Source organism: Kitasatospora sp. NBC_01539 (assembly GCF_045040525.1).
Lineage (GTDB): Bacteria > Actinomycetota > Actinomycetes > Streptomycetales > Streptomycetaceae > Kitasatospora.
The window spans coordinates 818,504-843,084 of sequence record NZ_CP109390.1; the positions used below are offsets into that span (position 1 = coordinate 818,504).

21 protein-coding genes are annotated in these 24,581 nt (G+C 72.1%); 5 read left to right on the forward strand and 16 right to left on the reverse strand.

Annotation, left to right across the window (positions count from 1 at the left end; translation table 11 throughout):
* Positions 1-37: 37 nt before the first annotated feature.
* The 8 genes from OG335_RS03500 to OG335_RS03535 all read right to left on the reverse strand — a co-directional run bounded on the left by OG335_RS03500 (position 38) and on the right by OG335_RS03535 (position 8,898).
* Entirely contained in the window at positions 38-1,246 is a 1,209-nt protein-coding gene (locus OG335_RS03500) for a sugar ABC transporter substrate-binding protein (protein ID WP_405009486.1), read from the reverse strand.
* 67 nt (positions 1,247-1,313) lie between these two features.
* Entirely contained in the window at positions 1,314-2,372 is a 1,059-nt protein-coding gene (locus OG335_RS03505; protein WP_405009487.1) for an ABC transporter permease, read from the reverse strand.
* A gap of 43 nt (positions 2,373-2,415) precedes the next feature.
* The gene (locus OG335_RS03510; protein ID WP_405009488.1) at positions 2,416-4,029 is read right to left on the reverse strand and encodes a sugar ABC transporter ATP-binding protein; all 1,614 of its coding nucleotides are present in this window, start codon (positions 4,027-4,029) and stop codon (positions 2,416-2,418) included.
* A 161-nt stretch (positions 4,030-4,190) separates the two neighbouring features.
* Positions 4,191-5,402 (reverse strand): acyl-CoA dehydrogenase family protein, encoded by a 1,212-nt coding sequence (locus tag OG335_RS03515; RefSeq protein ID WP_405009489.1) that lies wholly within the window; start codon positions 5,400-5,402, stop codon positions 4,191-4,193.
* Positions 5,403-5,430: 28 nt separating this feature from the next.
* Positions 5,431-5,970 (reverse strand): flavin reductase family protein, encoded by a 540-nt coding sequence (locus OG335_RS03520; protein ID WP_405009490.1) that lies wholly within the window; start codon positions 5,968-5,970, stop codon positions 5,431-5,433.
* A gap of 97 nt (positions 5,971-6,067) precedes the next feature.
* Positions 6,068-7,027 (reverse strand): dihydrodipicolinate synthase family protein, encoded by a 960-nt coding sequence (locus OG335_RS03525; protein WP_405009491.1) that lies wholly within the window; start codon positions 7,025-7,027, stop codon positions 6,068-6,070.
* A 13-nt stretch (positions 7,028-7,040) separates the two neighbouring features.
* Complete coding sequence (locus OG335_RS03530) at positions 7,041-7,616, reverse strand: VOC family protein (RefSeq protein ID WP_405009492.1); 576 nt, start codon at positions 7,614-7,616, stop codon at positions 7,041-7,043.
* Positions 7,617-8,217: 601 nt separating this feature from the next.
* Positions 8,218-8,898, reverse strand: a complete 681-nt coding sequence (locus OG335_RS03535) for a GntR family transcriptional regulator (protein ID WP_405009493.1) — start codon at positions 8,896-8,898, stop codon at positions 8,218-8,220.
* Positions 8,899-9,434: 536 nt separating this feature from the next.
* Between OG335_RS03535 and OG335_RS03540 the strand changes: the two genes are divergently transcribed.
* From OG335_RS03540 to OG335_RS03550, 3 genes are all read left to right on the forward strand, one after another.
* Positions 9,435-9,959: a SigE family RNA polymerase sigma factor gene (locus tag OG335_RS03540; protein WP_405009494.1), complete on the forward strand. Its 525-nt coding sequence runs from the start codon at positions 9,435-9,437 to the stop codon at positions 9,957-9,959.
* 11 nt (positions 9,960-9,970) lie between these two features.
* Positions 9,971-10,378: a cellulase gene (locus OG335_RS03545; protein WP_405009495.1), complete on the forward strand. Its 408-nt coding sequence runs from the start codon at positions 9,971-9,973 to the stop codon at positions 10,376-10,378.
* A 175-nt stretch (positions 10,379-10,553) separates the two neighbouring features.
* Positions 10,554-12,245: a dolichyl-phosphate-mannose--protein mannosyltransferase gene (locus tag OG335_RS03550; protein ID WP_405015297.1), complete on the forward strand. Its 1,692-nt coding sequence runs from the start codon at positions 10,554-10,556 to the stop codon at positions 12,243-12,245.
* A gap of 660 nt (positions 12,246-12,905) precedes the next feature.
* Here the strand turns inward: OG335_RS03550 and OG335_RS03555 are convergent.
* From OG335_RS03555 to OG335_RS03565, 3 genes are all read right to left on the reverse strand, one after another.
* Complete coding sequence (locus tag OG335_RS03555) at positions 12,906-13,298, reverse strand: CBS domain-containing protein (protein WP_405009496.1); 393 nt, start codon at positions 13,296-13,298, stop codon at positions 12,906-12,908.
* A gap of 163 nt (positions 13,299-13,461) precedes the next feature.
* On the reverse strand, positions 13,462-15,051 hold the full coding sequence (locus OG335_RS03560; protein ID WP_405009497.1) for a DEAD/DEAH box helicase: 1,590 nt from the start codon (positions 15,049-15,051) through the stop codon (positions 13,462-13,464).
* 361 nt (positions 15,052-15,412) lie between these two features.
* A complete protein-coding gene (locus OG335_RS03565; protein WP_030918248.1) occupies positions 15,413-15,616 on the reverse strand; it encodes a cold-shock protein in 204 nt (67 codons plus the stop codon).
* A 682-nt stretch (positions 15,617-16,298) separates the two neighbouring features.
* Between OG335_RS03565 and OG335_RS03570 the strand changes: the two genes are divergently transcribed.
* On the forward strand, positions 16,299-17,414 hold the full coding sequence (locus OG335_RS03570; RefSeq protein WP_405009498.1) for a hypothetical protein: 1,116 nt from the start codon (positions 16,299-16,301) through the stop codon (positions 17,412-17,414).
* Between the two features lie 197 nt (positions 17,415-17,611).
* Complete coding sequence (locus OG335_RS03575) at positions 17,612-18,727, forward strand: hypothetical protein (protein ID WP_405009499.1); 1,116 nt, start codon at positions 17,612-17,614, stop codon at positions 18,725-18,727.
* A gap of 84 nt (positions 18,728-18,811) precedes the next feature.
* Here the strand turns inward: OG335_RS03575 and OG335_RS03580 are convergent, their stop codons facing one another.
* From OG335_RS03580 to OG335_RS03600, 5 genes are all read right to left on the reverse strand, one after another.
* A complete protein-coding gene (locus OG335_RS03580; protein WP_405009500.1) occupies positions 18,812-19,513 on the reverse strand; it encodes a 2-phosphosulfolactate phosphatase in 702 nt (233 codons plus the stop codon).
* 102 nt (positions 19,514-19,615) lie between these two features.
* Positions 19,616-20,263, reverse strand: coding sequence for a class I SAM-dependent methyltransferase (locus OG335_RS03585; protein WP_405009501.1), 648 nt, complete (start codon positions 20,261-20,263; stop codon positions 19,616-19,618).
* Positions 20,264-20,487: 224 nt separating this feature from the next.
* Entirely contained in the window at positions 20,488-21,579 is a 1,092-nt protein-coding gene (locus OG335_RS03590; RefSeq protein WP_405009502.1) for a vWA domain-containing protein, read from the reverse strand.
* A 448-nt stretch (positions 21,580-22,027) separates the two neighbouring features.
* On the reverse strand, positions 22,028-22,909 hold the full coding sequence (locus OG335_RS03595) for a geranyl diphosphate 2-C-methyltransferase (protein ID WP_405009503.1): 882 nt from the start codon (positions 22,907-22,909) through the stop codon (positions 22,028-22,030).
* A 14-nt stretch (positions 22,910-22,923) separates the two neighbouring features.
* Entirely contained in the window at positions 22,924-24,273 is a 1,350-nt protein-coding gene (locus OG335_RS03600) for a family 2 encapsulin nanocompartment cargo protein terpene cyclase (RefSeq protein ID WP_405009504.1), read from the reverse strand.
* Between the last annotated feature and the right edge of the window lie 308 nt (positions 24,274-24,581).

The following is a 24,581-nucleotide window of genomic DNA, read 5'->3' on the forward strand; positions in this document are numbered from 1 at the left end:
CGCGGTCCCGTGTCGGGCCGTGGAGTGCGACCGGTGGTCAGTTCGCCCCCCACAGCTGCGCGTAGGTCTTCCGGAACGAGCCGTCGGTGAACCACGCCCCGCTCTTGAAGTCGTCGACGCTCCGGCCGTTCACGGAGTTGATGTTGCTCTTGTTGAAGATGCGCCGCGGGATGGTGTAGGCGGTCTGCTCCGGGATCTCCGTCCCCGCCATCATGCGCAGCAGGCGGTCGGTGTTGTTCCACGCCACGAGTGCCGGGTCGACGGCGACGTCCGCCAGCTGGGTCCCGTTCGCGAGCCGCTGCATCGCCGTGACGTCCGACCCGTAGCCGACCAGCTTCAGCTTGTCGGCCCGGCCGGAGAGCTGCATGCCCTGGATGGCGGGCGGGCTGGCCGGCTGGTCGTAGCTCACGAAGACGTAGTCGATCTCCGGGTGCGAGTTGAGCGCGACGCTGACGGTGGTCGGGACCTTCTGGACGGCGGTGCTCTCCCAGGCCGCCGTGGTCACCTTGCAGCCGGGGCACTGGGTCTTGAACTCGTCGAGGACCGCGTCGGACGACCTCTTCGTGGTGCTGGTCGACGTGGTGTTCACGAAGAGCACGTTCGCGTCGCCGCCCGAGTCGGCGATGATCGCGTCCGCCATCAGCCGGGCCCCGACGTCCTGGCCGTTGTCCGTGGTGACGACCTTGCCCGCGAGCGCCGGGGGCAGCGGGTCGGAGACGTCGGAGGCGACGACCGGGATGCCGGCGTCGGCCGCCGCCGTGTAGGCGTTCCTGGCCAGGGCGAACGGGAGCGAGTCCGTGATGATGCCGGCCGACTTGGCCGCGACGGCCTGGTTGAGGCACTGGGTCGCCACGGTGGGCTGCGCCTGGGCGTCGCAGACCTGGACCTTCATGCCGAGCAGGGCGGCGGCCGCGGTGATCTGTTCGAGCTGGGCCTGGAAGTACGTCGCCTTCAGGGTGATGGGGACGTAGGCGATGGTGCCGCCCCTGAACTTGTCGAGGCCGGTGATCTCACCGCCCGGAGCCTTGAACGAGTCGAGGACCCGCACGTGGCTCTCGACCGCTGCCGTGGCGAGCTCGACGCCCTTGGCGTTCGTCACGCCGCCGTCGGACCCGCCGGAGGTGGCCGAGCTGCCGCAGGCGCTCAGGCCGGCGGCCGTGAGGGCGGCGACCGCGACGGCGGTCCAGGTGGTGCGGGCCGGTCTGCGGCCTGCGCTCGACGATCCGGTGTTCAGCATGGTTCTCATTCGGTTCCCTCGGTTCACGGGTGGGTGATGACCGCCACCGCGGCACGGTGGCTGCCGGCCGTACTGGTCAGGAGTGCCGCCTGTCCCGACGGAACAGGGTGGAGAGGACGATGGCGATGATGAGTGCCGAGCCGTAGAAGACGTCGCTGATCCAGCCCGCGAAGCCGAGCAGCTGGAGCCCGACGATGCCGGTCGCCAGGAAGTAGATGGCGATCATGCTGCCGGCGGGGTTGAACCTGCCGGGCTGGATGACGGCCGTGCCGAGGAACGTCGCCGACAGGGCGGGGAGGAGGTAGGAGGAGGCGCTCGCCGGGTCGAAGCCGCCGACGGTGCCGACGAGCAGCACGCCGCCGACGCCGCAGAGCAGCGAGGACGAGATGTACGCGCCGACCCGGATCCGGTTGACCCGCACCATGGCGAGCCGTGCGACGTTGCGGTTGGAGCCGACGAACAGCATGTGGCGGCCGAGCGGGGTGGACGTCATCACGTAGGTGAAGACGGCGGCCACCGCGAGTCCGTAGAAGAAGCTGACCGGCAGGCCGAGCACCTTCGTCGCGGCGACCTTGTAGAGCGACGGGCTGTCGAGGAAGACGCTGCCGCCGTTGGAGATCCGCGAGGACACGCCGGTGAGGAGGGTGGCCACGCCCAGTGTCGTCACGATCGGGTTGATGCCGATCTTGATGATGAGCAGCGCGTTGAAGGCGCCGACCCCCACCGCGACCGCCACGGCCACGATCGCCGCGAGCCACACGTTCAGGCCCTGCTCGCTGACGAGCACGGCGACCAGGGTCGCGGAGAGCCCGGCGACCGCCGCCACCGAGAAGTCGAACTCCCCCACCGAGAAGGCGCAGAGGGCACCGAGGGCGATGAACACCAGGGCCTGCTGGGAGCCGAAGATCGTCTGGAGCGTACCGGTGGTGGGGAACTGGTCGGGGGCGAGCAGTCCGAACACGATGAACAGGGCGATCCAGACGAGGATCAGGCTGCCCCGGCGCGACAGGTCCGCCGCCGCCGTCTTCCGCCGGCGGCCCGGGGGGGCCGGTGCGGGCCCCTCCCCCCGGCCGGGGTCGGCGGCCGGCGTGCGCCGCACGTGGGTGGTGGAAGTGGCGCTCTCGTTCGGTGTCATGGTGGTGTCTCCTTGGTCGTGCGCAGCCGGCGGGTGAACCGGGTCAGGCATAGGTGGCCCTGGTGATCGCTTCGGCGGTGACGTCGTCACCCAGCTCCAGGTGGTCCCGGCCGGCGCGCAGGACGATCACCCGGTCGCACACGGCCGCGAGGTCCTGCACCTCGATCGAGCAGATCACGACGGCCTTGCCCTCGTTGGCGGCTCCGCGGAGGGCCCGCAGGATGTCGAGGCGGGCGCCGACGTCGACGGCCTGCGTCGGCTCGCAGGCCATCAGGACCTGTGGCGCGTTCAGGAGCCACTTGGAGATCAGGAGCTTCTGCTGGTTGCCGCCGCTGAAGGAGCCGACCGGGGCGTTCGGCAGCGCCGGCCTGATGCCGAAGGACTCGACCGCGGCCCTGAACTCCTTCTGCTGCCAGCCGCGGCCGAGGAAGAGGCGGCCCCGTCCGGTCACGCGGGGGAGGGTCACGTTCGCCATCGCGCTCACCTCGGCGGCGAGTCCGTCCTCCATGCGGTTCTGGGGGATGACGGCGAGCCCGGCCTCGTGGAGGGCCTCGCGGTTCGTGACCGGCAGGGCGAACTCCCGGCCGCCGACCCTGAGCCGGCCGCCGCAGGCGCGGCTGTTCCCGCCGATGATGTCGGCGATCTCGTCCAGACCGCAGTCGCCGGCGCCGGTGATGCCGACGACCTCGCCGCCGTGCACCCGCATGTCGAGCGCGCGGAGGGTCCTGCCGGAGACGCCTGCGACGTCGAGGGCGATGTCGGGCTTGACGGCGTGGGGGTCGACGACGGCCCCGATGCGGCCGCTCGCCAGCTCGCGGCCCAGGATCAGCCGGCTCAGCTCGGCCTCGCTGAGGTCCGTGACGGGAACGCCTTCGGCGACCGCCCGGCCGTCTCGGAGCACGGTCACCCGGTCGGCGAGGCTCATCACCTCGTCGAGGCGGTGGCTGACGATCAGGATCCCGGTGCCGGAGCGCGCGATGGTGCGCAGGATGTCGTAGAACTCGGGCAGGGTCTCGCGCGGCAGCGACTGGGTGGACTCGTCGAACACGATGCAGCCGGTGCCGGGGTGACGGCCCTGGACGGCTCGTGCGATCGCGACGACCGCCCGCTGCCCCGCGGGCAGCGACCCCATCCGGGCGTCCATGGGGATCGACGCGTTGAGTCGCGCGAAGGACTCCTCCGCGAGGCGGCGTTCCTGGTCCCAGGCGATGTTCCGGAGGACGCGGCCGGGCCTGTACTGGCCCACGCGCACGTTCTCCACGACGGTCAGGTCGTCGACCAGGCCGAGGTCCTGGTGGACGAACGCGAGGTTGTGCTCCCGGAGGTCGGCCGGGCGGACGGGGGTGGAGAGGGCCTGGCCCCCTACGCGGATCTGCCCGGCGTCGGCGGTGTGGACACCGGAGAGGATCTTGATCAGGGTGGACTTCCCCGATCCGTTCTGGCCCACCAGGGCGTGGATCTCGCCCGGTGCGACGGTCAGGTCGACGTCGCTGAGGACGGTCGCGCGCCCGAAGCGTTTCGTGAGGCCCCTGATCTCCACCGCCTCGCGGCCGCGCGAGCCCTTCGGGTGGGGCGCCGCGCCGGTCGATCCGCGGCTCCAGGCGTCGTCGCCGACTCGGGCGGGTTCTCGACGGACCTGTGCCTTTCTGCTCCGCATCAGTTCTCCTGCCTCCGGGTCAGCACTGACCCGGGGCTCGATGTGCAGTGACTGGCGTCACTCTCAGGCATAAGCAAATATATGTGATAACAGCAGACTTTGCAGTGGTCCCCGGCCGGGAATTTCGGGTGGGCCGGTCCGGGCGGCGCGAGGGCGCGGCCTCAGAGCATCGGGGTGATGTTCGCGTCGCGGGCCAGCATCGCCGTGCCGTACATCTCCAGGCTCACCCCGGGCACGATGTACGCGTGCCGGCCCGCCACCGCCGAGTCGCGCCAGTGCCGCTGGATCACGTTGTTCTCCGCGAAGCCGGCCGCACCGTGGGCGAAGAGCAGGAGGTTGATCGCCTTGGTGATGTTCTCGACCACCCAGCCGGCGTCGGCCCGCGCGCGGGCCCGCATGAGCTCGTCGGGGAAATCGCCCTCGCGGGCGGCCCGGTCGATCTCGTCGACGGCGCGGTAGGCGTGCAGGTGGGCGGTGTCGATCAGCATCGCCGCCTCGGCGATCTGGTGCCGGAAGACCGGCGAGTCCGCCTGCGTCGGGTAGAAGGTGAAGGTGAGCGGCTTGACGGCCGCCTTCGCCCGCACCAGGTCGAGCACCTTGCGTCCCATGCCCAGCTGGGGGGCGGCGATGCCCAGTGCCAGGACCGGCGTGAAGGCACTGCGGTAGAGCGCCTCGTCGGTGTGCTCGGTGGCCACCTCGCCCTGCCAGGCCTTCGGTGCCGAGATGATGCGGTGGTCGGGGACGAAGACGTCCCTGGCGATGAGGCAGTTGGAGCCCGACGACTTCATGCCGGCCACGAACCACGTCTCCTCGAAGTCGAGGTCGGCCCGCGGGATGAGCGCGATGCCGTGGTCGACGGCCTCGCCGGCCTCGTTCACGACCGGCATCCCGAGCACCGCCCAGTCGGCGTGCCAGGAGCCGGAGTTGTAGTACCAGCGGCCGTTCACCACGAACCCGCCGTCCACCTTGACGGACTCCGAGCTCGGGGTCACGACGCCGGAGATCTTGGCGTCGGGGTTGGTCTTCCAGACGTCGTCCTGGGCCTGCTCGGGGAACAGCCCCGTCATCCAGGCGCACTGGTTGCAGAGGGTCACGACCCACGCGGTGCCGCCGTCCGCCTCGGCGACGGCTGCGGACGCCTCGATCTGCGCGCGCACCGGCATCTCGTAGCCGCCGTACCGCTTGGGCTGGGCGATCCTGAAGACGCCGGCCTCCGTGAGGGCCTGAATGCTCTCCTCCACCACGCGGCGGTCCTGCTCTCCCTGCGCCGCGTTCCTCTCCAGCAGGGGGTGGAGCTCCCTGATCCGGGTCACCAGTTCCTCGGTGCCGGGTGCGGTGCCTACGGTCGGCGCTTCGGTGGTTGCGGATGCCATGGTGCGTTCCTTCTCGTATCGGTGGTCGTCAGCGGGCCAGGGCGGCGAGGGAATCGGTGATCGCCGGCCGGCGCCGCTCGTCGTAGCGGGAGTGGGTGCCGAAGGTGCGGTACGCGTAGACGAGCGGGGGGAGTTCCGCCCGGCTCGCGCCGACGACGTGCCCGAGGAGGAGCAGGTGGTCACCGCCCTCCACCGCCTCGTGCAGGTCGCATTCGAGCCATCCGGCGGCCCCGTCGAGGCGGGGCAGGCCGTGGTCGAGGTGCCAGTCGATCCGTGCGAACCGGTCGACGTTGCGCGAGGCGAACAGCATCGCGAGATCGGCCTGGGCGTGGCCGAGCAGGTTCACACCGAACCGGCCCTCGGCGAGGATCTGCGCCAGGACCCGCGATCCGCGGTCGAAGGCCACGGTCACGAGCGGCGGATCGAGCGAGAGCGAGGCGAAGGAACTCACCGTCGCGCCCGCCGGTCCTCCGTCGCCGGCCGTCGTGACCACGGTGACCGGCGCGCAGACGCCCGCCATCATGTCGCGGAAGACCTGCGGCGCAACGCTGCGGCTCTCGGTCGTCATCATGTGCTCCTCTGCGTGGGCCTGCTGTCCCCGTGTCCCACCGGGCGGCCGGCCGGTCGCGGCGCGACCGCGCCGGCGGCCGCGGTGCGGTGCGGCCTCATCCCAGGCCTTCGAGGTCTCGAAGGCCGACAGCGTCGATCATCAGGGCGAGGGCCTTGGTGGCGTCCTCGCCCAGTTCGAGGTACGGCTTGCGGGCGTGGCCCCCGGGAAGGCCCAGGATGCGCAGCATCGCCTTGTAGACGACGACCCGCGGCGCGGAGAACTCGGCGGCGAAACCGGAGATCCCGCTCCACAGCCGGGTCACGGTGCGGTAGGTCTCCCCCGCTGCGGAGAGGTCTCCCCGGTGCAGCGCGTCGTGAAGGCTGCGGCACAGGCGCGGGGCCACGTTCTGCAGGTTGTCCAGCTCCCCGGCCGCCCCGGCCGCGAAGGAGAACATCAGCTTCTGCGTCATCGTCAGCACCGTCGTGCGCGGCGCGAACCGTGCGACGAACTCGGCGACGTTGTGCTGGTCGGGGTGGTGCTTGAAGATCCCGACCACGTGGGGGTGGTCGGCCAGCGGCCGGTCGAAGACGGACGCCGGCACCTCGAACCCGGTCATGAAGTTGCTGGACAGGACGACCGGCACCTCGACCGCCGAGAGGACCTCGTCGTAGAACTGCCGGAGCATCCCGGCGGTCGGGGAGAACGAGTGGCCCAGGGTCGGCGGGTAGAGCTGCACGGCGTCGGCGCCGCGCGCCTGTGCCTCGGCGGCGAAGCGGACGTTCTGCGCCGCCGTCGGGAACTCCCGGTTGCCCGCGACCACCGGGCTGCGGCCCGCCGCCTCCTCGGACACGATCTCCACGACCCGGAGGATCTCCGTGTCGCTCATCTGCGCGCCCTCGCCGGTGGCGGGGCTCGCCGGCCAGAAGCCGACGTTCTCGCGGGCCATCCACTGCACGTGGGCGCGGAGCGCGCCTTCGTCGAGGTCGCCGTCCCGGTTGAACGGGGTCAGTCCCATCACGTAGGAACCGGCGGGGAGGCCGGGCGGCCGGTCGGCCGTCCGTTGCTCTCGAATCATGCGTCTGTTTCCCTCAGTTGCCTCCGCCCATGAGTATGGGCATCGGGTCGGGCAGGTGGGAGTCGAGCGCCCAGGCGCGGTCGGAGAGCTGCTCCGCCGTGGCGCCGTTGGAGCGGGCGTCGAGCAGTGCTTCCGGGTCGAAGGAGGGCCCGACGGAGTCGGCCGCGTACTCCGGCCCCTTCATGTAGGCGGTGGCGTCGTCCGGCTCCGCGAACCGGTCGATCTGCATCTCGACCATGTTCCCGTCGGGGTCGCGGTAGTACATCGAGGTGGTGACGCCGTGCGCGATGCAGACCGTGGGCAGCACACCCCGGTCGCGCAGCAGGACGTACCTGGCGAGCAGGTCGTCGATGGAGTCGAACGTGTACGCGACGTGGTGCATCGCGGCCGTGTCGGGTGTCCTGCGCTTCAGCGGGACGGGCGGGTGGATCAGGGCGACCCGGTGGTGTTCCTCGTCGAACGTGATGAACGAGAGGGCGTCGTCGCGGTAGACGACGTGGCCGTCGAGGACGGTGCAGTACCAGTCGCGCATCTCTTGCGGCTGGGCCGTCTGGAAGACGACGTGGGCGAACTTCGGGCTCGCGGGCATGGCGGATCTCCCTGGCTCTTCCGTCGGACTCGGACAGGCGGCGCCGATGTCGCTCCGGGCGCTTCGATGGCCTGTCGTGCGCCTCACCCTAGCGGTGATATGTGATAACAGGAACCCTCCGGGCGGGTTCTTTCCCCGGATCGAGGCCTTCATGCAGGACGGCACGGCATCGAACGCCGACGGTCGGCGCGGCGCGCAGCAGTGGACCGAACGGCTGTGACCTGCACAGACGTGGTCGCCGACGGACGCCTTCGGGGAGTCGGACCCCGGCGTCGTCCGGCCCGGGCGCGGGCAGCAGGCCCCCGCGGCCCCCTCACCCGCGGCCGGGAGCGGCGCTCCGGAGAGGCGGACGGCCGGCGCGGAGGAGAGGCGGACGGCCGGCGCGGAGGAGAGGCGGACGGCCGGCGCGGAGGAGTGGGGCGGGCAGGTGCCGCAGGGGTGCACGCACGCGGCGGGAGGGCGGGGTCGTCACGCCGGGCCGGGCGGCATCACCGGCATCGCGACGCACGGGCCCCGGGCCCCGTGCTCAGAGCACGGCCGCAGCGCGCCCGGAGGAACGCCGCGGGTGCACCGAACAGGTGCGGCGGCGGGCAGGGAACCGTCAGTCCGCGATGGCCGCGATGCCCTGCTGGGCGATCCGCTCGTTCGTGTCGAGGTGGACCATGACGGCCTGGGCGGCGCGGCCCGGATCGCGTTCCGCCACCGCGGCGAGGAGCTGCGCGTGCGCGGCTTCCCGGCGGTGGGGCTCGTCGGGGTCGTTGTCACGGCCGCCGAAGGCGAGCCGGACGTAGCGTTCGGCCGCGTGCCAGAGCATGTTGAGCATGCGGAGGTCCCAGTCGGTGGCCGCCGGGCGCAGCAGGTCGAGGTGGAACTCGTGGTGGACTTCGTAGATCTCGTCGAGTCCGAGGCGCTCGTTGCCGAAGATGGCCAGGTGGGACATGAGCCGGGCATGGTCGCGGTCGGTCAGCAGGAGGCACGCCCGTCCGACGAGCTCCGGTTCGATCTGCCGGCGCAGCCGGTAGACGGCGCGCAGGTCGTCGTGGCTGAGCGGGGCGACGGTGGCGCTCTTCCCTCGCTCGGTGATGACGAGGCCCTGGCCTTCGAGGTGACGCAGGGACTCGCGGACGGGGATGATGCTGACACCGAGGCGGCCTGCGATCTCGCGCAGGGAGAACTCCTGCCCGGGCGGCAGGTCACCGGCGAGGATGGACCGCCGGATCTCCTTGGTCACCTGATCCACCACCGACAGTGGCTGCACGCGGCGTACGCCGGTCGTGCTCACACCTGCCACGTTGGCCCCCCCTCTAGGCAGCTCCACAAGCACCGCCAGCGCCCAGATGTTATCAGACATATCACAGCAGTGTCCCGGTCATGACGCAACGACCACGGGGAGCGGGGCGGTGCGGTAGACGAGCGTCCGATGCGGGACACCTGCGGCGGGCGGGCGCGCCGACGATTCCACAAGGCCATTGCACTGCGGGACAACTGACCCCTCGTACGTGGCCGGGAGCCGCACCGCACGGCGGTGGGAGGAGGGCGGCGCGGGGGCGGCGGCTCGCGGGGACGGTGACGGCCCGCCGGTCCCGGGACGGGGGCGCCGGACGGGGGCACGAACGCCACCGGACGGCACTGGGCGGCAGATGTGACCCAGGGCACAGGGCGGAGGTGCATAGCGGGGCGGGGGCCGGTGCCTTGGTAAGGGTGAGGGCGTGTCCGCGGTCGCGCGGCAGCGCGTACGTGGTCGACGACGCGTGCACCGCCCTGCGGTCCGACCGGACCGCAGGCAGGTCCGGCGCGGGCGCGGGGGGACGAGGGGAGATGGAGGGGGTGGCGTTGACGGGGCAGGCGCGGGCCGACGCGTTCGACCGGTTCGTCGCGGACCGGTGGTCGGCGCTGCTCCACCTGGCGCGGCTGCTCACCGGCGGGGACCGCCACCGGGCCGAGGATCTGCTGCAGGAGTCACTGGTCAAGCTGTGGTTCGTCTGGCCGAAGGTCGCCGAGCAGGCCCCCGAGGCGTACGTGCGCACGATCCTGGCCCGGGCCGCGGCCCGTTCGGCACGGCGGCGCTGGTGGGGCGAGCACCCTGTCGACCGGCTGCCCGACCCGCCCGGGGTGGACGACGAGACCGCCGCCGTGGACGAACGGACCCGGCTGGAGGCCATGTTGGCGCTGCTGCCGGTGCGGCAGCGGACCGCGGTGGTGCTGCGCTACTACCAGGACCTGCCCGAGCAGTACGTCGCGGAGGTGCTGCGGTGTCCGGTGGGTACCGCCCGTTCGCTCACGGCGCGCGGCGTCGCGCGGTTGCGGAAGCTTCTGGCCGAGGCCGTCGAGCCGGTCGTGTGAGGAGGGGAACCATGGATCAGTTCGAGCAGGAACTCGCACGGATGATGCGTGACGGGCAGGAGGACACGCCGTACGAGGCCCGGCACCGGGACCGGCTGCGCGTCGGCGTCCGCGCCCGGCAGCGGGCCCGGACGGCCTGGACGGCCACCGGGTCGGTGCTGGCCGTGACCGGGCTCGGGGTCGGGCTGGTGGTCCTGACCGGCGCCTTCACCCAGGGCGGGCCGAGCGGTCCGCAGCCCCGTCCGCTCGCCTCCACCGGGTCCGCCCCGATGCCGTCGACGGTCCGCCCCGTGTCCACGGCCGAGGGCGCGCCGATGCCGTTCCGTCGGTCGGCGCCCGGACCGGCCACCGTGCCGACCCGGATCTCGGTCACCGGGGTGGCGGCGCCCCGGCCGGGTTCGAGCAGTCCCGCCGGCTGAGGGCCGGCCGGGCCCGCCTCACCGCCGCACGCCGACCGGGCCCGTATGACCACCGCCGCACGCCGACCGCGTCCGCGTGACCGTCGGCGGTGCGCCGTCGCGTCCCCGTACGTCCTGTCGTCCACGAGCAGAGAGTCACCACGTGGTGCATGAGAACGCGCCCTCGTCCGTCGACGTGCCGCACGAGCCGGCGGAGAGCCGGCCGACCTCCTGGGAGGAGCGGCTGCGAACCGTCGGCCACGTCGAGCGCCCGCAGACGTCCGTGACCGACCGCCTGGTCGTGCCGTTTCCCGGGCCCGGGTCGCGGACGTGCCGCGGGCCCCGGCTGCCCGCGGCAGTGGCGGGCCTGCCGGCGCGGTGGTCGGGCTGGGGCGGTCCGCTGCTGGTCGCGCTCTTCGCCGGACTGCTGCGCTTCCGGCACCTGGGCAGCCCGCGGGCCGTCGTGTTCGACGAGACGTACTACGCCAAGGACGCCTGGTCCCTGCTGCGGCTCGGCTACGAGAGCAGCTGGCCGGACCGCACGGTCTCCGACCCGCAGATCCTGGCCCGTCCCCAGGTGGTCCCGCTCTCCGACGCGGGGGCCTTCGTCGCTCATCCGCCGGCGGGCAAGTGGGTGATCGCCCTCGGGGAGTGGATGTTCGGCCTCACCCCGTTCGGCTGGCGCTTCGTGACGGCCGTCCTCGGCACACTGTCGGTGCTGATGCTGTGCCGCATCGGACGCCGCCTGTTCCGTTCGACGCTCCTGGGCTGCGTGGCCGGAGCACTGATGGCGGTGGACGGCCTGCACTTCGTGCTGAGCCGCACCGCCCTGCTCGACCTCGTCGTCATGTTCTTCGTGCTGGCGGCGTTCGGATGCCTGCTCGTCGACCGGGACGGTGCGCGGGCCCGGCTCGCGGCGGCCCTGCCGGCCGGCGGGGACGGCCGAGCGCGCCCGGACCGGCACCCCGGCGACCGTGCCGGGACGGGGGTGCGCCCCTGGCGGCTCGCCGCCGGCGTCTGCCTGGGACTGTCGGCCTCGACCAAGTGGAACGGCCTGTACTTCCTCGTCTTCTTCGCGGCCCTCACCCTGCTGTGGGACGTCGGCGCGCGCCGCGCGGCGGGGGCGCACCGTCCCTACCGTGCGGTGCTGCGCAGGGACCTCGGCGGGTCGCTGCTGGCCCTCGGCCCGGTCGCCGCCGTGACGTACCTGGCGACCTGGACCGGCTGGTTCCTCTCCGACCACGCCTACGGACGCCACTGGGCCGACGGCCGCGGCGGCACCTGGTCGTGGATCCCCGCCCCGCTCCGCAGCCTGTGGCACTACGAGTACGGGGTGTACCAGTTCAACGTGGGGCTGCACAGCCCGCACACCTACCAGTCGAACCCCTGGAGCTGGCTGGTCCTCGGGCGGCCCGTGCTGTTCCACTACACGACGGCGAAGCCCGGGACGGACGGCTGCCATGCCACGGCCGACTGCCCGCAGTCGATCCTCGCGCTCGGAACTCCGCTCCTGTGGTGGTCGGCCTGCGCCGCCCTCGTGTACCTGCTGTACCGGTGGGCGCTCCGCCGCGACTGGCGGGCCGGCGCCGTCCTCTGCGCGGTGGGCGCCGGCTACCTGCCGTGGTTCCTGTACCAGGACCGCACGATCTTCTCCTTCTACGCGGTCGTCCTCGTGCCCTACCTGTGCCTGGCCGTCACGATGATGCTGGCGGCCGCGCTGGGCCCGCCGGGAGCGTCCGAGCGGCGCCGCGTACGCGGTGTGACGGCCGCCGGGACACTCGTCCTGCTCATCGTCGTGAACTTCCTCTACTTCCTCCCGGTCTACACCGGACAGGCGATCCCGTACGCCGACTGGCACGCCCGGATGTGGTTCACCACCTGGGTCTGAGCCCGGCCGCACCACCGGCTCGACAGGTGTCGGGCCAGGCCCCGCCGGGCGGGCCGTCCGTGAGGAACGCGGTCAGCCTGGTCGACTGCGGGGAAGGCGTCGAAGGTCACGCTGCCGCGGGTCGTGGAAGGTCTCCCTTGTGGGTGTCGGGCGGACGTTCCACCGGAGGTGCGCTCCTCGCGCGAACGGTCCGGGAAGCCCGTGAGGACCGGGCGGGCGGCGTTCGGCCACGACGAATGGCTCGCCCGGAACGTGTGGTGCGGCAGCCTGCTCTGACCGGGCCCGGCCCGCGGGCGCGGCGGGCGGACGGCACGCGCCACCTACCCCGGAGCAGGCTCGACGGGGCTTCCTCCCGACCTGGAGGTGGTCACCGGGGAGGGCAGGATCTCGCCCTCTCACACCGGTGAGAGGCGCGGACGTACTGGACGGCGTGACACCGACATCCGACCCGGGCGGGCTCCGCGCCTTCCGCAGGGCCCGCCGGGATCAGCCGACACCGGCCGGCGCTGCTCGACGGCGCCCGTTCGACCGTGCCGAGCGCCGGGCCCGGCAGCCGTCCCGGTGCCGAGGTCGGCACGGTCCTCGTCCGGGGCGACCTCGCGGATCAGGCCCGCCGCATCCGGGCCGGCCGGAGGGACCGTGCCCGTCGGGGCGACGCGATCAGTTCTCGGACAGGCCGTAGGCGCTGATGAGGCCGACGACATGGCCGTCCTCGTCGACGACCGGCCAGGTGTCCAGGCCGCGGGAGCGCATGGCGTCGGCCGCGACGGTGGCGGGCATGCCGACGGTCGCGAACGGGGCGCGGTCGTGCACGATGTTGCGCACCGGGGTGCGCTCGGTGTACCAGGACCGGGCCTGGAAGGGCGCGAGGTGCAGGCGGGTCAGCAGTCCGGCACAGCGGCCCTCCTCGTCACGGACCAGGGCGTGGTCCGCTCCGGAGCTCAGCAGGATGTCCATCGCCGTGTCGACCGTGACGTCGTCGCCGATCTGGAGTTCCGGGTGCTTCATCAGGTCGCCGACCGTGGCAGTGGGCTGTTCGAGAACGATGGTCATGGGCGAGCTCCTTCGCGGTGGTCCCGCCGGGACCGGCGGGCGGCACTGGCGGGCGGGCACTGGCGGGCGGGTGGTCCGGCGGGCCGTCGTCGTGGAACCGGTTTCTGGTGCTCGGTGCCCTGCGTGGGCCCGGCCCGTGGATCGGGCCGGGCCCACGCGGTGCTCAGGCGGAGAGGGCGTCGCGCCTCGGTGCGGCGCTGCGGGAGCCGGTGCCGGTCTGCGGGGTGCGGCCGGTGAAGGAGGGCCGGCTGCGGCGGTTGCGGCCGGCGGAGGCACTGCGGCGGGGACGCTCGACCACCGGGGCGGCGACGACGACGGGCACGCCGGTGGGGACGCGGGCGCCGGTGATGCGGGCCAGCTCCTCGTCGCTGGAGTGCACCTGGGCGGAGGTCGGGGTGATGCCGGCGGTGGCCATCATCCGGGCCATCTCGCGCCGCTGGTTGGGGAGCACCAGGGTGACGACCCGGCCGGACTCGCCGGCCCGGGCGGTGCGTCCGCCGCGGTGCAGGTAGTCCTTGTGGTCGGCCGGCGGGTCGAGGTTGACGACCAGGTCGAGCCCGTCGACGTGGATGCCGCGGGCGGCGACGTTGGTCGCGATCAGCGCGGTCACCTGGCCGGTGCGGAACTGCTCCAGGGTGCGGGTGCGCTGCGGCTGGGACTTGCCGCCGTGCAGCGCCGCGGCCTTGACGCCGTTCGCGAGCAGGTCCTGCACCAGGCGGTCGGCGCCGTGCTTGGTGTCGGTGAACATGATCACGCCGCCCTCGCGGGAGGCGATGTGCGCGATCGCGGCGTCCTTGTCGCGGTTCTGCACGTGCAGCACGTGGTGCTCCATGGTGCTGACCGTCGCGGCGGACGGGTCCACGGAGTGGGTGACCGGGTCCTCCAGGAAGCGGCGCACCAGCCGGTCGACGTTGCGGTCCAGGGTGGCCGAGAACAGCATCGTCTGGCAGCCGGTGGCGACCTGTTCGAGCAGCTCGGTGACCTGCGGCAGGAAGCCCATGTCGGCCATCTGGTCGGCCTCGTCGAGCACCGCGATGCCCACCCCGTCGAGCTGGCAGTCACCGCGCTGGATCAGGTCCTTCAGTCGGCCGGGCGTGGCCACCACGACCTCCGCACCGCGGTTCAGCGCCTGGGCCTGACGGCCGATCGACATCCCGCCGACCACGGTCGCCAGGCGCAGCCGGACCGCGTGGGCGTAGGGCGTGAGGGCCTCGGTGACCTGCTGGGCCAGCTCGCGCGTCGGCACCAGCACCAGGGCCAGCGGGCGGCGGGGCTCGGCCCGCTGACCGGCGGTACGCGCCAGCACGGCGAGGCCGAAGGCGATGGTCTTGCCGGAGCCGGTGCGGCCACGCCCGAGGACGTCGCGGCCGGCCAGCGAGTTCGGCAGCGTCGCGGCCTGGATCGGGAACGGCGAGGTGACGCCCTGCCGGGTCAGCGTCTGCAGCAGCGCCTTCGGCATGTCCAGCTCGTCGAAGGACTCGACGGCGGGCAGCGACGGCGTGGTGCTCACCGGCATCGCGAACTCGCCCTGGACGGACGAGCCCTGACGCCGGGACGAACCGGAGGAGCGCGATGCGCCGCCGTAGCGCGAGCCGGAGCCGGAGCCGGAGCCCGAGCCACCGCCGAAGCGGGAACCCGAGCCACTGCCACTGCCACTGCCGAAGCGGGAGCCGTAGGCGCTGCCGCCGGCGCGTGAGCCTCCGGCGGAGCGCGAGTTGGCGTTCTGGTACGAGGAGCGACTGGAGCGGTTCATGCGAAAACCTTCCTCAGGGCGGCACGTCGCGAGGAGGACTCCGCGGCGTGGGCGCCGGCGGAGATCGCAAGGAACGGGCCAGAAGTGTGAAGAGCGGGGCGTGGACGGTAGAACCGTGCGGCACGTCACCTACGGTCGGCGCTCACCGACGTGCGGGAGCGAAGAGCCTCGAACCGTGAGATGTCACGGCAGGGCGCCGATCCGGACGCGGCACTGTGTGTCTCGCGTGGGGGCGGCACCGGTGGCGGAGCCAAGGGGCCCGGGCGGCCGGGAAGGGCGCGTCGGGCGCAATGCACAGGGACCCGCACCGTACGTGTACGCGGTGCGGGCCCCTGTTGCCAGGCGGGTGCCCTGGCGAAAACTACAGCGGACGAATGTTCTCGGCCTGCGGGCCCTTCTGGCCCTGCGTGACGTCGAACTCGACCTTCTGGCCCTCGAGCAGCTCGCGGAAGCCGTTGGCGTTGATGTTCGAGTAGTGGGCGAAGACGTCCGGGCCGCCACCCTCCTGCTCGATGAAGCCGAAGCCCTTTTCCGCGTTGAACCACTTCACAGTGCCATTAGCCATAAAAAATCTCCTTCAAGGGGCTGTCCGAAGTCCGCACCGTGCGAACCCCGAGTGCCGCGATGATGACCCACCCGGGGAAGAGCCGGGAAACAGAAATGCGCCTGCGACACATCAGCAGGCGCACACAAGTTCATGGGAACCACTACTGCAACTACGTAGACTTTAGCAGGTCCCGGCCCGCAGCAGTGGGATGTGTGGCCCCCGGAACTGCCGACACCCTTTCCGGGGCGATGACGCCGCGGGGCCACCACGGACAACAGGTCGCTCCCCCAGGGGAGTTGTCGATCACAGGGCAGGTTCCTGCCCGGCCGAAAGTGGCCCGCGCGCGGTGTCGCGAATGTGGGTCGGTGCCCTGATTATGGGATCTCGTGCCGATCCGACCGGCCCATGGCCGCCACGAGGCGTGCAGGAGTGAACCGCTCCCTACCACGGGAAGCCCGGGAAAACCCGGGTACCGGAAGGCAGCGCACAGGCGCCGACCCCCGTGCATACCCTCCGACGGAGCGGTCGGTGACGCCCGGTCGGGAACGGAGAGGTGCGGCGACGGGGTCGCCGTCCGGTCCCCGGCCCGCCGTCGGCGTCGTCGGCACACGGAGCGTGCAGCACACAGACGGAGAACACGGCCGGGGCCGACGGGCCCCGCCCGCCCCCTTGCCCGGGGGAGAGTCGGAGAGGCCCACCCATGCGCATCCACCCAGCCGGATCCCACCGCCCCACAGGACGCGGTACCCGGGCCGTCCTCGCGTCGGCGGCGGCCCTCCTCACGGCGTGCGGTCAGGCCGGTGGCCCTGCCGCCGACACGGCGACGCCGGGCGGACCCCGGGCGGACGACTCCGCCTCCGCCCGGGTTTCCGGATCCGCCTCCCCCTCCCCCACCACCGAACCGCGCCCGTCCGGCATCGTGTACTCCTCGCTCCAGGGCGGCAGCTGGCGCCTGGCCGTCGTCGACCCCGGCACCGGCACGTCCACCCTCCTGGCCTCCTTCACCCCCGCGGACGACGACGTCCGCCTGGACGCCGAGTACGCCGCCATGAACGACAACGGGCCCATCGCCCAGCGCCACCTGTTCTCCGCCGACCTCACCCGTGCCGTCGCGAAGCGCACCCTGCCCGACGGAACCGGGCACGTCGGGTGGATCGACCGCTCCGGCGCCTTCACCGACGTCACCGCCGCAGAACCGGCCGGCGCCGACTTCGCCTCCACCACCACCGACGACAGCCCGGCTTTCGGTCCCGACGGCGCCTTCTACTTCGCACACCGCCCGAGCGACGGGGCCTGGAAGCAGCCGCCCGCCGTCTGGCGCCTGGAGGGCTCCGATCCGGCCGCGGCCCGCGAGGCGGCCCGTGTCGACGAGGTCAACTACACCGTCGACGCCCCGTCGCGGATCACCGGCCTGTGCGCCGGATGCGCGCCCTTCTCCCGACCCGCGGGACAGGACAAGGGGGCGTTCCGGGTCACCGGTTTCCTCGGCCACGACGCCTACCTGTCCACCGACAGCGGCAACCACATGGTCTACCGCTCGCCGTTCAAGGCGGAGAAGGACACCGACCTCATGGACTGGGGCACCGACGGCACGAAGCTCATCCCGGAGACCAACCGCACCGTCTGGAGCCCCATCGCCGATCCGTCCGCCACCACGGTCGCCTTCCTCAGCGAGGCCGACGGCTCGTCGTCCGGCACGTCGGGCCTCCCGCACGAGCTGTTCACCGTCCCCGCCACGGGCGGCACGCCCCACCGCGTCCCCGTCACCGGCGAGACCCTCACCGGCCCCTCCCCCGCCCTGATCGACTGGCTCTGACCGGACGCCCGCCACCGACCCGGCCCGGCCGGCCCTGCCGGGGGTCGGGGGCCGCAGGTCGGCGCTCCGTGCGGAGCGGGATGCGGGGGTGCGAGGGCGGGGTGCCGTTGTGCAGAATCCATGGACGTGGTGACGGAGAGTCACTAGTGTTGACCGCAGGGGAACCGTCAGGTTCGAAGCGGATGGGGGGACCATCGGTGTTCACCGTTGCGGGTCAGCAGTACACGGGACAGGAACTTCTCGCAAAACTGGGGGCGCTGGCCGCCGACAAGGAGAGCGGCGTCGTCTGGCACGACGGGTACGTCGCCGCGCTGCCGGAGCTGGCAGAGGCCGGGCGGACGGTGTTCACCTCGGTGGACGCCGTCCTGCTGAGCCTCGGCGGGTGCCTCACCGGCCGCAGCGTCTACGCGTACGCGTACCGGGCGCAGGTGGACCTCACCGCGCGCAGGATCCTCGCCGGGAAACCGGTGTTCGAGAACACCGGGCGGGCGAAGGCGTACAACAAGCTGAACTGGGCGCAGCAGGGGCAGGGTGACGACGCCTTCCTGCAACTGCGCAACGACCGGTCGCCGTACGACGCGGTGCGCGAGCTGGCGGACAACTCCGGTGCCTGGACGCTGGACTGCGCCACGTTCGTGCAGGCCGTCCAGCTCGGCGCGTGGGCCGCGGCGGTCGGCAAGGAGACGTTCGACCAGTCGGTCAAGCGGCCGTTCAACCTCAAGGATCACGCCTCCACCGGGCTGACCCACCACAAGCTCTGGTTCAGGGAGTCGCAGGGTTCCGAGTACCGGCTGCGCACCCCCGCCACCGACCGCGTCAAGGCCCAGGAGCCCGTCGCCGACGTAAACGAGCAGAAGCTGCTGCGGTCCGCTCCCCCGGGCAGCCGGGTGGCGTTCGTCAACGCCGATCCGCAGTCCGCGGGCACCGACTTCGAACGGGAGAACACCGTCAAGCTGCCCGACGGGACGTACGCCTCGCACCCGTTCGGCATCCTGTCGGCCGCGGCCATGAAGCACGCGCTCGCACTGCAGACCGTACTGCGCTACGGCGACGAGATCGACGTCACGCTCAAGCACGCGGCGGCCGGCAAGCACCAGTCGATCACCCCTGACCAGGCCCTCTCCGCACAGACCGCGCTCGACCGACTGCTCGCCGCCGGGGACCGGACGGCCCTGGCCGCGTGGATCATGGAGCACCGCACCTGGACGGAGAACCTGCTGTACGACGACCTCGACGAGTACGTCGAGGACCTGCTCTACCTCGGCGAGGTGGAGATCTACACGATCACCCCGGAGACCACCGACCGGAAGTAGCCGCCCGCGGCCGGGCCCCCGCGCCGATCTGCCGATGTGCCGGCCGGCGTATCGGCGCGGGGGCGGTCGGACCTCAGCCGGCGATCAGGTCGAGACCGCGCCGGTCGGCGAAGGCGCGGGGCACGGACGGAGGACCATCAGCGAGTCCTCCAAGGTCGCCACCATGGCGAACGGGAACCGGTCGAGCTCAAGGCAGAGCGCGACGTCATCCGGGTGGGCTCCTTGACGCACGCCCTCCGCCAACTCGGTGGCGGCGAGCGACCCGCCGGCGCGGCGGAGGAACTCGGCGGCATCCGCCTCCGCCCCGGCGGCCCTCCGAGCGATGTACTGGGCGCACGCCAGGTCTTCCTCGGCGCGCCCGTCCTCGCCTGTCACCACGAACGTGACACTGCCGCACTCGCGTGCCCGCAGGAGCCGGGCCGTCGCCTCCGCCACCACGAACCCGGCGCACAGCACCAGCGACGCCTCCTTGACCGCGAGGGCGCCGACCGTGCCTGCCGTGGTCTTCTGCACGACGGTCCGTCCGCCGAGGTCGACGGACCGCAGCAGGGCCGGCGAGTTGACCGCGTCGAACCCGGGTGCGGGCGGACCGTCCTTCAGCGCCACCCAGTCCGGATGGCGGGCCTTGAGTGCGAGCGCTTCGTCCAGCGACCCGGCCAGCACGATCTTTTCCGCCCCCCGGGCGAACGCCCAGGCGGCCACGGTGAACGCCCGCATGACGTCGACCACGACCGCCACGGTCGGCGCTTCGACCAGATCAGGGATACCGAGGAATCGAGAGTCCATCCGACCATGATCGCGCATGCCCGGGCCTGCGGCGGCGGCACCTCTCCCCGGGGGCGGAGCTCCCGGGAGTTCGAGGACGGCAACGCCAACGACCGGCCCTGCCTAGGCTTTGCGGGCGAGCAGGTGAATCTCCCGGAACTGACGCCGGTCGGTGGGCTGAGGCTCACGAACCATCCGGGCCACCTCGGCCAGCCCGGACGTGCGCAGCAGTGCGGCGAGGTGGTCCGGCCACCATCGATAGGCCGGCGCGACCGCGTGATCGAAGACCTGTGTCGGGTGGGACGCGTCGTCGCTCGCCGAGAAGCCGAGCAGCAGGTGACCGCCGGGTGCGAGCACGCGGTGGAACTCCGCCAGGATGACGGGGAGTTCCTGCGGCGGGGTGTGGATGATGGACCAGCGTGAGAATACGCCGCCGAGGACGCCGTCGGCGATGTCCAACGCGGCCATCGACCCCACGTCGAACTGCAGACCGGGATAGGCCTGTCGGGCCAGCTCGATCATCGCGGGAGAGGCGTCGACGCCGAACGCCGAGAGCCCCAACCCGTCGAGATGGGCGGTGACGTAGCCGGGTCCGCACCCCAGATCCGCGACCCGACCGTCCCCGCTCGTCCGTGCGACCTCGGCGAAGGCGCTGATGATCGCGCGATCCAGGGGCCTGTCGTGCAGCGTGTCGCGGAACAGCTGTGCGTAGGTGTCGGCAGCGGCGTCGTAGGCCTCGCGGGTGGCACGGAGGGCATCGTGTTCGACCATGCTCGCGACAGTAGTTCCCGGCGCGGGCCCGACGCCGGGGCGGGCCGGGAATTCACGATCTCCGCTCCTGTCCGGCCCTTCGGCCGGACCCGCACCTGCGGCCCCGACTCGTCGGGATCGTCCACGGCCTGCCTGGCCTCGCCGCCGGGGTCCGCACCGACCTCGTGGCCCGGGGCCCGGGAGGTGGACCGCCGTCCTGCGGTCGCCGACCCGGCGGATGCCGGCTACAGGAGGACGAGCAGCTTGGTGCCCTGCACCAGCTTCCGGTTGACGGAGGTCGACTGGACGAACACGGTGTACGACGGGTTGTCGCCCGGCTTGACCGTGGCCTCCGACTGCGGCAGGCCGAGCAGTTGGCGGGCCGCCGGGCCGGAGAAGACCCTGCCCGTCATCCGGCCGGTGGCCGGGTCCTTCTCCGCCACGGCGAGCTGCTTGCCACCCTGGACCTTCTCGCGCTTGGACAGTTCGTAGTAGGCGCAGCCGGTCTTGTACGGGTGCCCGGCGCTGGTGACGAAGTCGCGGATCGGCATCGGCTGGTCGACCGGGACCAGGATGTACCTGCCGGTGTCCAGGGCGTCGAGGTTGGCCCTGACCTCGGCGGTGTTCAGGTCCTGGCCCATGGCGAACAGGTTCCGGGTGCCGCGCACGCCCTGCTCGCGGCCCCGCAGGAAGCTGGTCGCCGCCGACTTGACGGTGCCGATGGCCTCCTCGACCCCCTTGCTGGAGTCCGCGTCCCAGATCGCGATGTTGCCCGCGGGGAAGCCGTACTCCTGGGCGGTGCGCTTGGCCAGGGAGTTCGGGACCAGGATCGCCGACGTCCAGTGGTCGGGGAGGTTGTCCATGCCGCTCTGGATGCGGTCCATCCACGTGCGCAGGACGGCGGTGCCCCGGGCGCCGCCCAGGCGGGTGTGCATCTGGCCGGTCTCCGAGCAGCCGGAGGCGTTCTCCTGGCCGTCGGTGACGACGACCTGGAGGAAGGAGTGCTCGCCGTAGCCCTCCCAGATGTTCTTCAGGTCGTCGATGGACTTGACGGCCGCCTCGATGAGCGCGGTCGCACCGTTGTCGACCTTGTACAGGCCCTTCAGGGAGGGCAGGTGCTTGACGTCCATGTCCCAGACGAGGTTCTGCACCTCGTGGTCGAACGCGTAGAGGCTGATGCGGGTCTCGTGCCCGAGCCGGTCGGACTCCTCCTGGAGGCCCTTCACGAACTCGTCCACCACGCGGACGAGCTGCGCCTCGTGCTGGCGCATCGAGCCCGACTTGTCGACCACGAGCGAGACGTGGTTGACCTTGTGGTTGATCCTCTTCGCAGACATGGCCATACCCCTTTTCCAACGCCCTTTCGACGCCATTTCCGGCGTCCCCTCCGACGTTGTTCCCACACTACGGTGGGACACTGACAGTCCTTCCTGACCTGGGGTTTCACAGACCCTGACCGCTCATCTCCCGGAGGGTCGGGAATTGACGGGCGGTCGGATCACTGCGGTCGCCGGGAATTCCGCCCCGGCCGTTTGCCCGAAGGCGCACGTCCATGGCTCAGGAGGTTCTGAGCGCCTGCCCCCACCGGAACCCCCCGCGGCGTGACGGTTCACCTTCGCAGGGCTGCGCGCTGCCGACGCGCGCGCCGTCCGCGGAACTCCCGACGTCCGGGTGGACCTGCCGGGGCGTGACCACCGGGCTCACCGACCGGCCGTCGGGCGACGGCCGGTCGGCACGCTCCGACGCGGCATGCTCCGCGGCGGATGCGGCGCCCGCCCCTGGTGGTCAGACGCGGTCGGCTGCGATCAGCAGGTACTGGAACGAGCCGTCCTTGTACGAGTTGATGAACGCCTCCTCGATGCCGGTGACCAGCGAGGACGTGGCCCGCAGCTCCCAGTACGGCAGGGTCGCCGGGGTCAGGTCGATGACGGCCTGCGGAACGAGGCGGTTGTCGGCCATGGCCCGCATGTACTCCCGGCGGGAGTGGATGTTGCATTCGAAGTGCGCGTTGATCTGGGAGACCCACTTCGACGGCTGGCCGTAACGGGGGTTCCAGCAACCGGTGATGGTCACGTAGCGACCGCCGACGCCGAGGATCCGGGAGTGCTCGGCGAAGAGGTCCTCCAGGTCGACGTACATGCTCGACTCGTTGTTCCACGACGCCGCGGCCCGGCCGGTCTCGAAGGGCATGGCGAGCATGTTGCAGACGCGGGCGCGCACCGAGTCGTCGATGCCCAGTTCGTGGGCGCGCCGGTTCGCGAAGTCGGCCTGCTTGGCCGACAGGGTGACGCCCTCGACCTTGCTGCCGAAGCGCTGGTGGGCCATCACCATCGAGCCCCCGCGGCCGCAGCCGGCGTCCACGAGGGTGTCACCGGGCCCGACGGCCCCGAGGTGGTCCAGGAGGACCTCGGCCTGTGCCGACTCCAGGCGGTGGAGTTCGGCGACCAGCTTCTTCTCGTACGTGCTGTCCTCGGTGTCGCCGAGGGCGGCGTGGTCGATGTCGCCGATGCCGTAGTGGTGGTGGTACAGACCGTCGACGTCGCCCAGGCGCAAGTTCACGGGCCGGGCCTCGTGGTCCCAGTACCGGGCGATGTCACCCTGGTAGGGCGTCGCCGGGCCGGGGATGAACGCCGGGGTGGTCGCGGTGGTGAGGTCAGTGCTGGTCACAGGTGAATCCGTTCTTACCAGAAATCGGGCAGGCTGTAGCGGTAGGTGTTGGTCCGGTGCCAGTAGTGGTTGCCGTCGACCCACACGGCGACGCCCCGCAGGAAGCGGAGCACGTTCGGGGCCGGGCAGCTGACGGCCAGGTCGGCGGCCTCGGCCTCGAAGGCGCGCATCAGGTCGTTGTGGACCTCGACGGCCTTCAGGTAGGCGTCGCGGACGGAGCAGTCCTCGCGTTCGGCGATCACCACCGGAAGGTTCAGGTGCCGACCGGGACTGGCGAGTTCCTTGGTGTACGAGTACAGGTCGTTGACGATGGTGGTGGCGTTCCCGGCGAGCGCGATGACCCGTTGCATGGCGGGCAGGGCGTGCACGTCCGCGGGGAGTTCGTAGCCGCCGACGGTGTCGGTGATGGTGGGGCAGGGGCGGAAGTTGTTGAACTGCCGCATCGCCAGGTACTCCCACACCTCCGGCACGTGGTCCGTCTCGGCCCAGGCCGCCTCCGCGAGGTAGCCCAGGTGCAACCGGGCCATGTCGTGCCGGTACCTGTCGGCCTGGGCGTGGCCGGCCTCCTGGACGAAGTACTGCATGGCCGAGCGGTAGGCGCGCCGCGGCGCGTCCGCGTGGAGCGATGCCGCCCACTCCGGTTGGTACTCGGTCGTCGTGTGGAGCGGGTCGAGCGCGGTGTGGGCCAGCAGCAGACGGCCGCCGAGCCCGACGGGCGAGCCGCCGTGGTCCTCGCAGTAGACGTCGTCCAGGGCGTTCTCCGCCGCCATCAACCGGGTGGCGATCATCAGGTGGTCGACGGTGGGGGCATCGGGATGGCAGGCGACCATGTAGCGCCCCAGCGAGAAGCCGTCGAACTGGTCCTCCCAGTCCGGCGGGAACAGCTCGACCTCGTCCACCGCCCAGGCCTTGATCCGACGGCCGACCTCCTCCACCCGCACGGGGTCGGGTTCGGCCACCGGGTGGTGGTAGAGACCCGGAACCGGATTGCCCGCCGCTGCCGGTTGCGCGGGCGCGGGCGGCTCCTCGTGACGGGTCATGTACAGCCCCGCCGTACCGAGACCGCTCGGGCCGCGGAGGATCCGTTCGAGCACGGGGCTCGGTGCTGTCCGCACCGCGGCAGCACCCTGCGGCACGGGGTTCACCGCCGGACCGACGCCCGGCTCGTCGACGGTCACGGAGACGGGGGCGGGGACGGAGACAGGGGCGGCTGCCGGGGCGGAGAAGGGCAGCGAGGGCGGTCCGGGGAGGCCGCCACCCCCGGTTCCGGGGACGGAACCGGCGCCGCGGCCGTGCGTGAGGGGCCCGGGGCCCGGGGCGGACGGCGGCCTCGACTGCGCGGGGGGAGGCGCAGGTACGGGCATCGGTAGCTCCTGGGTGAGTGGTGGGACGTCGCGGACCCCGGGCACGCCGGGCCGGACCGAGGGGTGTGTGCTGCGGTTTCATCGGGCGGGCCCGTCCGGCCGTCTCCCGGACCGGCTCTTCCGGACCGGTTCTCCCGGACCATGACGCCCGGGCCGGGCCGGCTGTGCCTCGGCGCCCCGCGCCCCGCCGGATGGCCACGGCTCCGGGGCAGGCCCGGCAGCCGACCGGGCCCGACGCCCGGTCGGGGTCCGGCGCCCCGCGGCGAACGACACCGCACGCTGCGTGCGCGGCCGGGCAGACCTGGCAG